Genomic DNA, 15,279 nt, shown 5'->3' with positions numbered 1-15,279 from the left:
GATATTGAGTTTATTTCATATAAGGCATCATCACTTTTGTCCATATCTGATAACCTTCAGGCTTAAAGTGAAGCATATCCTCCACAAAAATATCTTTTCTTACATTTCCGTTAGCATCTTCCATAGCCTTGGTTACATCTATGAATTCTGCATGAGGTTGTTTTTTCATAAAAGCTTCAATCTTAGCATTGGCTTCTTTGATCTGAGGCCAAAGTTTCTCTCTGCTGGGAGAATATTTCATTGAAATATAATCTACTTCAATAGTAGGAAATTTTTCACGTATCTTTTTGTAAAAGCTTTTGTATCTTTTTACTACTTTTTGAGCCTTTAGCTGGTGATTATCGGCGAAGTCATTTTCTCCGCAATAGATAATAATCTGTTTAGGCTGGTAAGGAGATAAAAGATCATCCGCAAAATAATTAAGATCTGTAAGTCTTGAACCTCCGAAACCTCTGTTGATAATGGTTTTAGTTGGGAAATAATCCGCTACATCAGTCCATTTGGTAAAAGAGGAGCTTCCTATTAACAGGATAGCATTTTTTGGAGGTGGGTTTTGTTGATCTTGTTTTTTGAATTCCTGGATGTCATGCCAGAACATTGGCTTTTTTTCCTGCGAAAACGCAATAATAAAACACAGCAATAGAAATGCTGATAGGATCTTCTTCATTATATTCAGTTTTAAAATTTGAGATAAAAGTAATAAAAAACTCCCGATCAACGGGAGTTTAAATTTTATCTTTTGTAAGTAATATAGGTGACATCTATAATTTTGTCTCCATCTTTGTCATAATTTCCTACGGTCTGTGCCAGTCTAAGCTCAGTTTGGGTAAGCATATCTACTCTGAAGCTCATATTTTCAGCTTCTTCTCCTTTTAGGTGGATATTCAACATTTTAGAATCCGCACTATATGTGTAATCTCCTTCACTTTTAGCAGCAAAATGACAGTCGCTTCCATCTGCATTTCCATCATAAGCGGTATAACTTACATAATTATCTGTTCTGAAGTAAAGAGTGTTTTTAGCAGTACATCCTTCCGGAGTTGTTGTTTGAAGCACCGTTTTATTATCTTTTCCTGAAATAATTTCTGTCTTTACTTCTTTCCAATCCCCTTGCAAAATTCCCATTTCATAGGCATCAAGGTTATCATCATTACATGAAGTAAGCGCCAGAGCTGAAAAGGCGAATAAAAGTAGCTGTTTTTTCATTTTCACAAATTTAAGAATATGCTAAAATATAAATAAATTTGAAATATAGGTAATGAAATGGTGTTTTTTTAAACAAATGTTTATAAATAAGAAGAAAGAGTAGTGAAGGATTTAAAAAATAAAAGGGAGAATGATTAGATAAAAGATCTTGTCGCTAAACAACTTTTATCTGTGCATATATCCATTCGGATATCAACAGCAATACAGGTGGGCTTTAGCTCTGCTTTTTCAAAAACTTCAATTATTCATATGGGTATGAATATCAGTGGGAGCGGGCTAAAGCCCGCTCCCACTATAAAATTTATATTCATTTGGCTAAAGCCAAAACATAAAATGTACTTCGTACAAAATCTTTAAACCTTGAGTATAAAGCTTGCTAGTAGCTCATTTCAACAATCTTGGAAGCATCCTGGGGAGTAAGCTTTTTATACTCTCCAAGTCCCAGCCAGTTTCTGTCTGTAAAGGCTTTTTCCACTCTTTCTGCAGTTCCTTTAAAATCTTCAGTGTATTCGGACAGTTTTGTTTTGATATGAAGACTGTGGAAGAATTCCTCAAGTTTTTTGATTCCTAATTCTGCTTTTTCTTCAATGCTTCCTTCTTTAATTCCCCATACTCTTTCTGCATATTGAGCCAGTTTTCCTTTCTTATCTTCAAAGTTATAACGATAATGGGAAGGAGCAATGATGGCCAGCGTTCTGGCATGATCAATACCGAAGTAAGCGGTTAATTCATGTCCCATAGCATGTACTGCCCAGTCTGTAATAACTCCTTTCTGAATCAATCCGTTTAATGCCATGGTACAGCACCACATAAAGTTGCCGGCAGCATCGTAGTTGAAATCTTCAGCTAATACTTTTGGAGCCGTTTCCTGAAGACTGATTAAGATACTTTCAGCAATTCTTTCCTGAAGGTCAGCAGAAGATGGAGCGGTCATATATTGTTCCAATACGTGAGTGTAAGCATCAGTAAGCCCGTTTACAATCTGATTTTTAGGAATAGATCTAATGACTTCAGGATCTAAAACCGAAAATTGAGGGAAAAGTCCAGGACCTCCGGAAGACAATTTTTCATTAGTTTCTCTTCTGGAAATCACATACCCTGAGTTCATTTCAGAACCGGTTGCAGGAAGAGTTAGAATACTGCCGAATGGTATCCCTTCTCCTTCAAAAGTTCTTACCTGTTTTCTTAAAATATCCCAAGGTTCACCATCATAATTGGCTGCTGCGGAGATAAATTTTGTTCCGTCAATAACAGAACCCCCACCTACAGCAAGAAGATAAGTAATACCATTTTCTTTAATAAAACTCACTGCTTTAATCAAAACTTCATATTCAGGATTGGCAGGAACTCCACCGAATTCATAAAGATCATGCTCTTTTAAAGCTTCTTTTACCTGGTCATACACTCCATTATTTTTGATGCTTCCACCGCCGTAGATCATTAATATTTTGGAGTCTTTTGGTATTTCATTGGAAATTTTAGCGATTTCGCCCTTTCCGAAAAGTATTTTGGTTGGATTTTTAAACTCGAAATTAAGCATTGTTCTTAAATTTATTTAATTCAAATTTACGGAATGAAAAGGGAAAAGTAAGTTAATGAAATTTTAAAATTGCTATGATTGAATTTCATGAAAGCTATTAAAACTGATCTCCCATCAATTTGCAATAGATAATTATTTGACTGTCTTTATATAGGCTTAGCGGCGAGATATGATTTTGCTCTTTTGATAAAATCTTCCTTATCCTTTTTTATATCTTCTAATAATTTTTTCTTGTCGTCAGGAATGGTCAGATATTTGTCTCCCCATAGATTGATTTCAACAATAATAGGAACCAGATCAATCCCTTTTTCTGTAAGATGGTATAATATCTTCAGCTTGTTTTCTGGATGATCTTTTTTATCAATAATTCCATTTTCCAATAGGTTCTGAAGCCTTGTTGCCAGAATATTGGAAGCAATTTTTTCATCCGCTTTCTGAAGCTCACCATATGTACATTCTTTTTTTAGCATCAGGTCACGGATGATTAGCAATGACCATTTGTCACCCCATATTTCCAGTGAACTGCTGATGGGACAGTCTGATCTTTTTTTACTCATTATTTTAATTGATAATATTTTACTTGCAAAATGAAAGTGTTTGTGTTAATTTTGCTTTTATTTTGCAAGTAAATTTAATCATAAATAATTAATAAATCAAATGGAAAATTATGACATTGCCGTGATTGGCTCAGGCCCTGGAGGGTATGTTGCTGCTATTAGAAGTGCACAATTAGGCTATAAAACAGTAATTATCGAAAAATATGAGACATTGGGCGGTACTTGCACCAATGTAGGCTGTATTCCGACAAAAGCCCTGCTGGATAGCACACATCATTATACAGAGGCTCATCATAAGTTTAATGAACATGGAATTAAGATTGATAAGATAGAACTCGATTTTTCCCAGATGTACAAAAGAAAATCTGAAGTAGTAGCCAAAAACACCAGCGGGCTGAATTTCTTAATGGATAAAAATAAGATTACCCGCCTGAAAGGGACAGCTGGTTTTATCAATAATACCACCATTAAAGTAGTTAATGAAACAGAAACCAAAGAGATCACTGCTAACAATTATATTATTGCCACAGGATCAAAACCATCCACCATTCCGGGAATAGAAATTGATAAAAGAAGGATTATAACTTCCACAGAAGCTTTATCTCTGAATGAAAAACCGAAATCTATAGTCATCATTGGGGGTGGAGTGATAGGAGTAGAAATGGCCTCAATTTTTAATCGTATCGGCACTCAGGTTATCATCCTTGAATATGCAGATCATCTGATTGCATCAATGGATCATGAATTGGGAAAAGGCCTTCATAAAATTCTTAAAAAAGAAGGAGTTGATATCCGCTTGGGACAGGCTGTTTATAAAACTGAAAGTTCAGATACAGCAGCGAGGGTCTTTTTTAAAGATAAAAACGGTACAGAAAATGAATTGGAAGCTGATTATATTCTGGTAGCAGTGGGAAGAAGTCCTTATGTAAGAGGATTGGGGCTTGAGAATACAGATGTACAATTAGATCACCGTGGATTTATTAAAGTAGATGAAAACAATCGTACCTCCGTTTCAAATATCTTTGCGATAGGGGATGTAATTGGTGGAGCAATGCTTGCTCATAAAGCGGAAGAAGAAGGCGTTTTAGTAGCAGAGACAATTAGCGGGCAGAAACACCATATTCATTATGATAGAATTCCATCTGTGGTATATACATGGCCGGAAGTAGCCTCTGTTGGACATACTGAAGAATATCTTAAAAAGAATAACATCGCTTATAACATTGGCAAGTTCCCGTTTTCAGCCAGTGCCAGAGCAAGAGCTTCAATGGATACGGATGGGTTTGCAAAAGTTTTAGTGGACCCAAAATATGGGGAAGTACTTGGCGTACATATTATTGGAGCAAGAGCAGCTGATCTGATTGCCCAGGGTGTAATTGCCCAGGAATATGAGGTGACCGCAGAAGATATGTTCCGTATTTCCTACGCACATCCAACCTATTCAGAAACTTTGAAAGAAGCTTATCTGATGGCATCAGGGCAGGGTGCCATTAATATCTGATACAAATGCTTTAAAGTGTTACGAATGCACGAATAACCTTATTCTATGTGACTATGTGGTGGAAAAATTAAACCACATAGATTCACATAGGCTTGTAAAGTATCGGAAATTATTTTATTCGTGCATTAGTGGCTAAAAAATAAGTGAAATTGTTGCCGAAGCTCCTTGATTTTCTTTGGCCTTAAAATATATTGAATATTAGCAGATTATAAACTAGTACAATCCTTACTTTTTGAATAAACGCCATTGCTTTTAGCTTCCAGTTTTCCAGTCTTTCTATTGATTTTAATTAAAAAAGATTCTTTAGTCACTGGACAGCCTTTAGCCTGTAAAGCATACAGAGAAATTGAATGGTCTTCAATTTTATAAGACCCTGTGAAACGATTTTGAGGATCAATAAAGTAGCCATAGGTTTTTGCCAGTAAAATAGCTTCCGGAAGGTTATCAACTGTTCCGATAAAATCTCTTAATTGCTGTTCATTAGAAAAATAAACAGGTCTTTCTTTTTTGCAGGCAAGAATATAAGAAAAACAATTATTTCCAATGCATTTCTGAAAGAATCCCTTTTCAGGAACAGGTTCATTAATCGTCATAAAAAGAGGAGCCTGGCTTTCATAGATGATGGCCTTGTCGGGGTCATTGTCATTGGTGAGAACTCTCCAATAGTCATATTCTTTATTGGGAACGACGAAAGGATAAAGGTATTCTGTTGTATCCAGAATATCGGGTATTTTCTTATAATCATCAGGAACCTTGATCTGAGCCGAAAACAGACTGGTAATGATCAGGGAAAGTGCGATGATGATTTTCATAAATAACCGTATTTTAAAGCAAATTTACGAAAATTACTGATGCATTTTAATGCTTCAAAATGATTATAAAAATTTCATAGGATAATCGGTTTTAATATTTCCTTTGATAATCTTTTTCAGTTTTGATTCAATTATTTTTCTTGTGAGAGGTTTTAGATGATCAATATATAAAACTCCTTGAGTATGGTCATATTCATGTTGAATAATTCTTGCTGTTAATCCTGCGAAAGTTTTAGTTTGTTTTACAAAATCCTGATTCAAATACTCAAGGGTAATTTTCCATGGTCTTTCCACCTTTTGAGAAAGACCAGGAATACTTAGACATCCTTCATAATCTTCCCAGGTTTCTTCAGAGGAATGGATAATCCTAGCATTGATGAAAGTTTCTCTGATTCCCTTGTCATTTCTTTCAAAATAGAGAATTTGATCTTCAGTATTAAGATTTTCAAAAGTGATCTCACTATCCACAACAAAAAGTTGTAAAGGTTGATTGATCTGCGAAGAGGAGAGGCCGCATCCGTTTGAATTTTCCATGGTTTCCCACATATTGGTGATAAGATCCCGGATTTCCTGGCAGTTTTTGTTAATCTGTGTACATTTCTGTTTTAAAATGCGGTTTCCATAGGCTACAATTGGTAAATTCATTGAAATACTTTTCTGCAAATTTCAGCAGATGAGGAAAGATATACAATGAACCTATGTTAATTAATCTGTCTGCGGATTCTGCTTAAAGCCTGTGGAGTAATTCCAATATAAGAAGCAATGTATTTAAGGGGCACGCGCTGCAGTAGCTCTGGCTGCTCAGTGAATAGCTTTAAATAGCGTTCTTTTGCGGTAAGTTTTAATAAAGAAAGCTCCCTTTTGCTTTTAGACAGAAAGAGTTTTTCGGAAGCAAAACGTCCCAAATGATTTCCCACATTGGTTTGACTATAAATTTTCTGTAGGTCATTGTAAGAAATCTGCCATACAACAGTTTCATTTAATGCCTGCATCTCGTATTCAGAAGGTGTTTGGGTAAGAAAAGAATCATAGGCACAAGTAAACTCCTTTTCAAAACTGAAACTGAAAGTATAACCATATTCATCATCGGGAATATAAAATCTTACCAGCCCGGCCTCAATAAAAGACAGATAATTTTCCGTATCACCTTGCTGGGTAATGATTTCGTTTTTAGCATACGTCTTTCTATGGAAATATCCTGCGATAAACTCCCATTCAGATTCCTGCAGCTTGACGATTTGTTCGTAATATTCTCTGATGTAGCCCATTTTCGGAATTTTTAATACAGCTGATAATTTTATATCGAAGATTAATTTAGCCTCAAAGTTACGAAATGTTTAATTGAAGATATAGATAAGAATGATTTATGGATAGCTTAATTTTCAGGAGAATAAAGTTTTTATTTTTTGCCATTTGTCAACCCAACTAATTCCAAAATCACTTACATTTGTTATTATGAGACACGACCAACGCGCAGAGAAATTCAGGCAGATCGTGGAAAATAAATTCCAGATCTACAATTCATTATTTATGAGCCTGCCCTATGATAAAATGACAAATATCGGAATGCTGCTTCCTTTTCTTTATGAGGAAAGCAGAACCGGCTACGACGCAGGAAAAACACCCGAAGAAATCGTAGAAGAATTTTTTAAAAATCATACCGATCTACAGACCGAAGAGCAGAAACTCGAACTGCTTTTTAAGATCATTCAATATATTGAAAGACAGGTGGTTTTATTTGATAGTATTGAAGATGCTGCATTTCCGAACCTGCATTCCGAAAGTGATGGCGGAACCGTTACCAATCTGTTTGAACGCTCTTTTCAGGATCATAAAATTGAAAAAGTACGTGAAAAATTAAAAGATTTCAGTGTGAAAGTAGTGTTCACAGCACACCCTACTCAGTTTTACCCAAGCTCAGTACAGAGAATTATCCAGGACTTGAGAGGAGCCATTACCAGCGATTCAGTTACCCAGATCGATACACTTTTGCAGCAATTAGGAAAAACTCCTTTTGTGAACAAAGAAAAGCCAACGCCTATTGACGAAGCCTTGAGTATTATTTCTTACCTGAGATATGTATATTATGATACCATTGGTGAGTTATTTACTAAGATTAAAAAGACTTTTGGAAACGGGCATTTCCATTTGCATGAAGATATTATCCAGCTTGGTTTCTGGCCGGGTGGAGATCGTGACGGAAACCCTTTTGTGACAGCAGATGTTACTAAAAGAGTGGCAGAAGAACTACGGTCAGCCATTTTGAAATCTTATTACAGTCATTTGAAATTTATCAGAAGAAGACTGAGCTTCAGGGGTGTTTCTGAAGTATTGACGTCTTTGAGTGAGGAATTGTATGCTGCTATTTTTGATGGAAAAACAATTACTGCAGAGGCTATTTTACAAAAAACGGATGAAGCCGAAAAAATATTGATTAACGAACATAATGCTTTGTTTTTAGATCTTTTGGTGAATTTCAGAGATCGTGTGAAGATTTTCGGAACCCATTTCGCAACATTGGATATCCGCCAGGACAGTAGAATTCATCAGAAGGTTATTGATGAGGTTTTTGCAAAAGTATATGGTAATAAAGATGTGGATTACGAACAGAAATTTAATAAGCTGATTCAGATTCCAAGCCCTGTAAATGCTGATGATTTTGAAGATATTGTAAAAGATACTTTATTGACGGTTTCTCAGGTTTCTGAAATCCAGAACCTGAACGGATTACGAGGGATGAACCGCTATATTATCTCCAATTCTGATGCAGTGAAAGATGTGATGAATGTGTATGCTTTCTTTAAAGTGTGTGGATATCATGATGAAGAAATCAATATGGATATTGTACCGCTTTTTGAAACCATGGAAGGGCTTAATAATGCCGAACATGTGATGAATGAATTGTATCAGAATCCTGTTTATAAAAAACACCTTGAAAGAAGAGGAAACCAACAGACCATTATGCTGGGCTTCTCAGACGGGACCAAGGATGGCGGCTACCTAAAAGCCAACTGGGAAATTTATAAAGCGAAAGAGGTCCTGACAAAACTTTCGGAACAGAATAATATCAAAGTGGTATTCTTTGACGGCAGAGGCGGGCCGCCTGCAAGAGGTGGAGGGAAAACCCACGATTTTTATGCCTCTCAGGGAAAAACAATTGCCAATAATAAAATTGAACTTACGATTCAGGGACAAACAATTACAAGTATTTTCGGAAATAAAGAACAGGCAAAATATAATTTTGAACAGCTTTTGACAGCTGGAGTGGAAAATGATGTATTCAAAAATGCCAAAAAAGACCTTACGGAAAAAGAAAGAGCTTTGATTATTGAACTGGCCAATATCAGTTACCAGAAATATTCTGACCTGAAAGCACATCCGATGTTCGTTCCTTACCTTCAGGAGATGAGTACGCTGGAATATTATGGGAAAACCAATATCGGAAGCCGCCCTTCCAAAAGAGGAAACGGAAGTGAATTGAAGTTTGAAGATTTAAGAGCTATTCCATTTGTGGGATCATGGTCGCAATTGAAGCAGAATGTTCCGGGGTTTTTCGGATTTGGGTATGCCATGCAGCAGATGAAAGAGCAGGGAAGGTTTGAAGAGGTTAGAGAATTGTATAAAGGATCTGATTTCTTTAAAACATTAGTATTAAATTCAATGATGAGTATGAACAAATCTTACTTCCCATTGACTTATTATATTAAAAACAATCCTAAATTCGGAGCTTTTTGGAATATTCTTTTCAATGAATATGAGCTGTCAAGAGATATCATGCTGGAACTTACCGGGTTCAAAATGCTTCAGGAAGAAGATCCATTATCCAGAAAATCGGTGAAAATTCGTGAGAAAATTGTTCTTCCATTGTTAAGTATTCAGCAATATGCACTGATGAAGATTCAGAAAGGAGAAGGAAACAAAGAAGCTTATGAGAAGCTGGTGACAAGGTCATTATTCGGAAACATTAATGCAAGCAGAAATTCAGCTTAAATAAAATAAATACGCTATTTATAGTGAAAAAACGGGCTTCAATGCCCGTTTTTAATTTATAATAAGTTTATTATTTATACGATTTGATAATGTATGAGTGAAAAATAGCGGTATTAATATTTACAGTAATGATAGTTATTCCTTGATAAATTTCTCATAATAGACTTTATCACTCGTCTGTATTTTCAGATAATAAACCCCTTTTGCAAAATCATCCACCTTTACAGATTTTTGATGGTCTACTTTTCTTATCAGTCTTCCCAGATTATCATAGACTTCCAGCGAATGGATACTGTTTTCTGAAGCGATATTCAGAACATTTTTAACGGGATTAGGAAACAATGCAAATTTTTCTTTTTTAACAATTTCAGAAGTATTTAAAACACTGTTATAAAGGCTTCCGAAATTAAGAATGCCGAATCCCATCTGATCTGTGTGATTAGGATAAAGGGAAGCAGTTTGCCTTAGTTTTGTTTTGATCTGATCTCTGTTCATGGTTGGAAATGCCTGAATAAGACAGGCTACTCCTCCGGCAGCTACAGGAGTGGCCAGAGAAGTTCCTGTACTCGTGTAAGTGGTATCGCCTAAAACTGTTGCCGTAGCGGTTCCTCTAGCGCTTCCATCCGGTTTTGTGACACCAAGGGAGTTAGGACCGAAAGAAGAAAATACAGAAGAGTTTCCTGAAGAGTCTACAGCACCAATCGTAAATACTTTAGCATTGTCTGCGGGAGTAAGAAGATAGTGCCAAGGCTTATCTCCTGAATTTCCTGCTGCTGCAAGCACAAAAATTCCTTTTTCAGCAGCAATTCCAGCTCCTCTCGCAATAAATGAGGTGTTTCCATTCATGTCAGCATAGGTGTAGCTGTATTGGGGATTATCAAAAACATTGTATCCTAGTGATGTTGTGATAATTTCTACCCCTTTTCTGTCAGCTTCTTCAGCTGCTTCAATCCAGTAAAGTTCTTCTTCAGGAATTTCGGCCGAAGGGTTTTCACTACGATACAAATAAAAGTCAGCATCCGGAGCAGAGCCTACAAATGTATTTTCCAGATAACCTCCGATGGCTCCTAATACAACTGTACCATGTGCATTCAATGAAGGATTATAAATGTCATTAGATTTGGCAACAAAGTCATAACCACCCTTTATTTGATTGTTGTTTCGCAATCGTAGAAAAGCATTCCCGGTGTTTACTGTAGGAAATCCTGTATCAATGACTGCAATAGAAACTCCGGTTCCGGTATAGCCGGCCAGATGAAGGGGTTTTATATTCACCTGATCAATCTGTGATGTTCCTGTGCCGTATTCAAACGTAGTAAGAATTTTTTGAGTACTGGTAGGCATTTTCCATTTATTGACCGGTGTTGATTGTAGGGTAGGAGTTCCATTTTTAGCAAAGCTTTCTACAGATAAAACAAAAGGCTGTGTTTGTAAAAGAGTAATTTGAGCTGTAGTTGCATTGACTGCCGCTCCGTTAAGCCATTTGGAATAATCAGTTACTGTAAATCCCAAATTTTGAAGGTTTTGTATATAAGATGGTTCTATAGGAGCATCCTGATCATTAAGTGCTATCCCTAATGTGGTACGTCTGTTAAGCGATTTTTGACTCAGCTCAGAAAGCGGATTAGCAAAAAAGGCTGCTTTATTAGGCTTATCCTTAAAAAACACAAAAACAAGCTGAGTTTGTGCAGTGGTATAGGAGTAACCCGTTAGGAAACAAAAGAGTAAAATTTTTTTCATATAAATTTTTGTATAAAGATAAAAACAAAATCAATAAAATTTTTGATAGGATTTTAAAATCCTTATTTTTACAGAAATAATTTATTTATGAAAAAAATTCAGATGGTTGACTTGCAAAGTCAGTATTACAAAATAAAGAATGATGTAGACAATGCAGTTTTAAATGTAATGGATTCCGCAGCTTTTATCAACGGTCCTGAAGTAAAGTCTTTCCAGAATGAATTGGAGTCTTATTTAGACGTAAAACATGTTATTCCATGCGCTAATGGAACTGATGCATTACAGATCGCTCTTATGGCTTTGGATCTGAAGGAGGGAGACGAAATAATTACTGCTGATTTTACCTTTGCAGCAACAGTAGAGGTGATTCATCTGCTTAAGCTAAAATCTGTTTTGGTAGATGTTGATTATAATACATTTACAATTTCAACAGAAGCGTTAAGAAAGGCAATTACGCCAAAAACAAAAGCGATCATTCCTGTACATATATTCGGACAGTGTGCGAATATGGAGGAGATTCTGAAAATTGCTGAAGAACACAATTTATACGTGATTGAAGATAATGCACAGGCAATAGGTGCAGAATATACTTTCTCTGACGGAACCTCAAAATATGCCGGAACAATGGCAACTGTAGGAACAACGTCTTTCTTCCCATCTAAAAATCTTGGATGCTATGGTGACGGAGGGGCAATTTTTACCAATAATGATGAATTGGCACACCGTTTAAGAGGAATTGTAAACCACGGAATGTACGAAAGATATTACCATGATGAGGTTGGAGTAAACTCTCGTCTGGATAGTATTCAGGCAGCGGTTTTAAGAAAGAAACTGCCACATTTGGATTCATATAACGAGGCAAGAAGAAAAGCCGCTGATTATTATGATGAAGCATTTGCAGGTCATGAAAATATTTTAACTCCACAGAGGTCTGAAAACTCTACCCACGTATTCCACCAGTATACATTGAGAATTCTGAACGGAAAACGTAATGAGCTTCAGAAGTTTCTTACAGAAAAAGAAATTCCGGCAATGATTTACTATCCGGTAGCATTAAGAAAGCAAAAAGCATATTTCCAGGAGAGCAATGCCGCTGATTTTGTGAATACAGATAAGCTTTTGGATCAGGTGATATCTTTACCAATGCACACGGAATTAGACGAAGAGCAGTTGAAGTATATTACAGATGCTGTCCTTGAATTTATGAAATAATGAAAAAAAAGATTTTTCAATATGGATTAGTGTATTGGCTGGCTATTTTGATCAATGCAATAATATCGTTCTTTTATCTCGCCTATTCCTATTCCATATTGATAAGTCCTGAGATTGATCCTAAGGATATCATTCCTCTAATATTAATTGTTTTGATAGGAGTATTTTCTCCCATTCCGCTGTATTTTTTAATAAGGAAACACAGACTTGCAGTTTTAACTTATTCAATACTCTTAATATTAGTTATTACAGACATTTTAGGTTCGGTACTTTGGATTGTTATATCTGAAGGAAAAACCAAGGATGGTTTGCCGCAGTCAGATTATCTCTTATCACTTGGGATATACTTGCTGATTTTCGGATTATGGCTTATCATCGTCAGAAAATATAGGTTTAAAGGAATAAAGATTGATCTTGAAGTAGAAAATATAGGAAAACACGAAGATTAAAATGGCAATACTTGTTACAGGAGGACTTGGATATATTGGTTCTCATACCGTTGTAGAACTGCTTAATAATGACTTTGAAGTTATTATTGTAGACGATCTGTCTAATTCGGAACGGTTTATTTTAAATAATATTGAGGAAATTACAGGTAAGAAGCCGGTTTTTTATCCTTTTGACCTGAAGCGTAAGGAGCTTCTTGCTCAGGTTTTTGATGCCCATACAATTGAGGGCTGTATTAATTTTGCGGCTTTCAAGGCTGTAGGAGAGAGTCAGGTAAAGCCTGTAGAATATTATGAAAATAATATGTTTACATTGATCAATATCCTTCAGGAATTTAAAGAAAGGGGCATTTCTAATTTTATTTTTAGTTCATCATGTACTGTTTACGGACAGGCTGATGTGATGCCTATTGATGAAAATACACCTTTGAAAATGCCTGAAAGTGTATATGGAAAAACAAAGCAAATGGGCGAGGAAATCCTTATTGATTTTGCTAAAGCATACCATCGTAAAATATCTTTGTTAAGATACTTTAATCCAATTGGAGCTCACCCGTCAGCAAAACTTGGAGAATTGCCAATAGGAATTCCTAATAATCTGGTTCCTTATGTGATGCAGACAGCAGCAGGAATTCGTGAGAAGCTAAGTATTTGGGGGGATGATTATCCTACAGTGGATGGAACAGCAGTTCGTGATTATATCTATGTAGTTGATTTGGCTAAAGCTCACGTAGCCGCTTTGAAAAAACTGATAAAAGATTCATCTAACGAGGCTGTGATTGATACCTATAACCTGGGAACAGGAAAAGGATCTTCTGTTTTGGAAGTGGTGAAAGCGTTTGAAAAAGCTAATAATGTAGAGGTTCCTTATCAGATCTGTGATAGGAGAGAAGGTGATATTACGGTTGCTTATGCAAATCCTTCTAAAGCAGAAAGAGAGCTCGGCTGGAAGTCTGAAACATCTCTGGAAGAGTCTTTAAAGACCGTGTGGGAGTGGCAAAAATATCTCAATTCGAGAAATTAAACTCATAAAATACAATCATTATGGCTTGGAATCCTGAAGTATATGACCAATTTAAAGAAGAGCGCTCAGCACCTTTCTTTGACCTGTTAAAGCTTGTAGAATCAAGATCGGGAATATCAGTAATAGATCTGGGATGCGGAACGGGCGAGCTTACCTCAAAACTTTTAGATTACTTAGAGGATTCAAAGGTTTTAGGAATAGATTCTTCTGAAGAAATGCTTGAAAAGGCAGCTCAGTTCAAAACAAGCCGATTAACTTTTGAAAAAAGAAGTATTGAAGAGCAGCTTCACTTGGGAGATACCTATGATCTGGTGATTTCCAATGCTGCAATCCAATGGTGCAGTAACCATAAGGAACTTTTTCCTAGAATCATAAGCAAGATTAAGGAAGGTGGACAATTGGCTGTTCAGATTCCCTCTAATCATGAATATATAGTTCATCAGCTTCTTAGAAAAATAGCTGATACTGAGCCCTATAAATCAGCTTATAATGATTGGAAAAGAGAATATACTGTGCTGACCATTGAAGAGTATGCCCGCATATTATTTGAGAATAAAGGAAGTGAGATTACTGTTTATGAGAAAGTATTTCCTCATGTATTGAAAGATGCAGAAGCTGTATTTACCTGGGCATCCGGAACAGCAATGCTTCCCTATATAGAAAAGCTTCCTGATGAATTGAAAGAACAATTTAAAAACGATTATAAACAACAGTTACAAAACATTTTTCCTGAATCACCGGTCTTTTATCCATTTAAAAGAACTTTTATTTCAGCGAAATTTTAATTTTAATATTAATATGAAGACACAAAGAATAGGTATTACATTTTCCTCGTTTGATTTATTACACGCAGGACATATTAAAATGCTTGAAGAAGCAAAAACAGTGTGCGATTATCTGATTGTCGGACTACAGATTGATCCATCTCACGACCGCCCGAATAAAAATAAACCAAGCCAGACGATCGTTGAGCGCTATATTCAATTAAAAGCAGTAAACGCTGTAGATGAAATTGTACCTTATTACACAGAAGAGGATTTACTGGATATTTTAAAGTCTTTTGTAATAGATATCAGAATCATTGGTGATGATTATGTAGACAGAGATTTTACAGGTAAGCAATACTGTGAGGAAAAGGGGATTGAAATCTTTTACAACAAAAGAGACCACAGGTTTTCCACGAGTGACTTAAGAAAAAGAATCTACGAAGCTGAAAAAGAAAAAGAAGGAAGAGTAGAATCAGTAAAATAA

The 15,279-nt window shown here is 35.9% G+C and carries 15 protein-coding genes; 7 read left to right on the top strand and 8 right to left on the bottom strand.

All coding sequences use genetic code 11. The features are described 5' to 3' along the window. Positions 1 to 10 precede the first annotated feature (10 nt). From AC3HD6_RS13650 to AC3HD6_RS13635, 4 genes are all read right to left on the bottom strand, one after another. Positions 11 to 667, bottom strand: a complete 657-nt coding sequence (locus AC3HD6_RS13650; RefSeq protein WP_488896835.1) for a GDSL-type esterase/lipase family protein — start codon at positions 665 to 667, stop codon at positions 11 to 13. Between the two features lie 65 nt (positions 668 to 732). Next, positions 733 to 1,206, bottom strand: a complete 474-nt coding sequence (locus tag AC3HD6_RS13645) for a lipocalin family protein (protein ID WP_488896834.1) — start codon at positions 1,204 to 1,206, stop codon at positions 733 to 735. Positions 1,207 to 1,582: 376 nt separating this feature from the next. Then, positions 1,583 to 2,746, bottom strand: coding sequence for an iron-containing alcohol dehydrogenase (locus AC3HD6_RS13640; RefSeq protein ID WP_488896833.1), 1,164 nt, complete (start codon positions 2,744 to 2,746; stop codon positions 1,583 to 1,585). A 146-nt stretch (positions 2,747 to 2,892) separates the two neighbouring features. Next, complete coding sequence (locus tag AC3HD6_RS13635; RefSeq protein ID WP_488896832.1) at positions 2,893 to 3,303, bottom strand: winged helix-turn-helix transcriptional regulator; 411 nt, start codon at positions 3,301 to 3,303, stop codon at positions 2,893 to 2,895. Between the two features lie 100 nt (positions 3,304 to 3,403). Between AC3HD6_RS13635 and lpdA the strand changes: the two genes are divergently transcribed. Continuing rightward, a complete protein-coding gene (gene lpdA, locus AC3HD6_RS13630) occupies positions 3,404 to 4,804 on the top strand; it encodes a dihydrolipoyl dehydrogenase (protein ID WP_488896831.1) in 1,401 nt (466 codons plus the stop codon). A 206-nt stretch (positions 4,805 to 5,010) separates the two neighbouring features. Here the strand turns inward: lpdA and AC3HD6_RS13625 are convergent, their stop codons facing one another. The 3 genes from AC3HD6_RS13625 to AC3HD6_RS13615 all read right to left on the bottom strand — a co-directional run bounded on the left by AC3HD6_RS13625 (position 5,011) and on the right by AC3HD6_RS13615 (position 6,884). After that, on the bottom strand, positions 5,011 to 5,616 hold the full coding sequence (locus AC3HD6_RS13625) for a hypothetical protein (protein WP_488896830.1): 606 nt from the start codon (positions 5,614 to 5,616) through the stop codon (positions 5,011 to 5,013). A 63-nt stretch (positions 5,617 to 5,679) separates the two neighbouring features. After that, positions 5,680 to 6,261 (bottom strand): peptide deformylase, encoded by a 582-nt coding sequence (gene def / locus AC3HD6_RS13620; protein ID WP_488896829.1) that lies wholly within the window; start codon positions 6,259 to 6,261, stop codon positions 5,680 to 5,682. Between the two features lie 56 nt (positions 6,262 to 6,317). Continuing rightward, positions 6,318 to 6,884 carry a Crp/Fnr family transcriptional regulator gene (locus AC3HD6_RS13615; RefSeq protein WP_488896828.1) on the bottom strand — a complete coding sequence of 189 codons (567 nt, stop codon included), beginning with the start codon at positions 6,882 to 6,884 and terminating at the stop codon, positions 6,318 to 6,320. 187 nt (positions 6,885 to 7,071) lie between these two features. On the opposite strand from AC3HD6_RS13615, the gene AC3HD6_RS13610 reads away from it, so the two are divergent. Next, positions 7,072 to 9,606, top strand: a complete 2,535-nt coding sequence (locus AC3HD6_RS13610; protein WP_488896827.1) for a phosphoenolpyruvate carboxylase — start codon at positions 7,072 to 7,074, stop codon at positions 9,604 to 9,606. Positions 9,607 to 9,741: 135 nt separating this feature from the next. Here the strand turns inward: AC3HD6_RS13610 and AC3HD6_RS13605 are convergent, their stop codons facing one another. After that, the gene (locus tag AC3HD6_RS13605; RefSeq protein WP_488896826.1) at positions 9,742 to 11,346 is read right to left on the bottom strand and encodes a S8 family peptidase; all 1,605 of its coding nucleotides are present in this window, start codon (positions 11,344 to 11,346) and stop codon (positions 9,742 to 9,744) included. Between the two features lie 87 nt (positions 11,347 to 11,433). Between AC3HD6_RS13605 and AC3HD6_RS13600 the strand changes: the two genes are divergently transcribed. From AC3HD6_RS13600 to AC3HD6_RS13580, 5 genes are read left to right on the top strand one after another with little or no spacing between them, the layout of a single operon-like run. Continuing rightward, positions 11,434 to 12,558 carry a DegT/DnrJ/EryC1/StrS family aminotransferase gene (locus tag AC3HD6_RS13600; protein WP_488896825.1) on the top strand — a complete coding sequence of 375 codons (1,125 nt, stop codon included), beginning with the start codon at positions 11,434 to 11,436 and terminating at the stop codon, positions 12,556 to 12,558. Next, positions 12,558 to 13,007: a hypothetical protein gene (locus AC3HD6_RS13595; RefSeq protein ID WP_488896824.1), complete on the top strand. Its 450-nt coding sequence runs from the start codon at positions 12,558 to 12,560 to the stop codon at positions 13,005 to 13,007. Before AC3HD6_RS13600 ends, AC3HD6_RS13595 begins: the two co-directional genes overlap by 1 nt. A gap of 1 nt (position 13,008) precedes the next feature. Continuing rightward, positions 13,009 to 14,028, top strand: coding sequence for a UDP-glucose 4-epimerase GalE (gene galE, locus AC3HD6_RS13590; RefSeq protein ID WP_488896823.1), 1,020 nt, complete (start codon positions 13,009 to 13,011; stop codon positions 14,026 to 14,028). 20 nt (positions 14,029 to 14,048) lie between these two features. Beyond that, a complete protein-coding gene (locus AC3HD6_RS13585; RefSeq protein WP_488896822.1) occupies positions 14,049 to 14,813 on the top strand; it encodes a methyltransferase domain-containing protein in 765 nt (254 codons plus the stop codon). Between the two features lie 13 nt (positions 14,814 to 14,826). Continuing rightward, entirely contained in the window at positions 14,827 to 15,279 is a 453-nt protein-coding gene (locus tag AC3HD6_RS13580; protein ID WP_488896821.1) for an adenylyltransferase/cytidyltransferase family protein, read from the top strand.

This window comes from Chryseobacterium sp. II3a (assembly GCF_057815135.1).
This window is presented reverse-complemented; position numbering and strand designations above follow the sequence as displayed.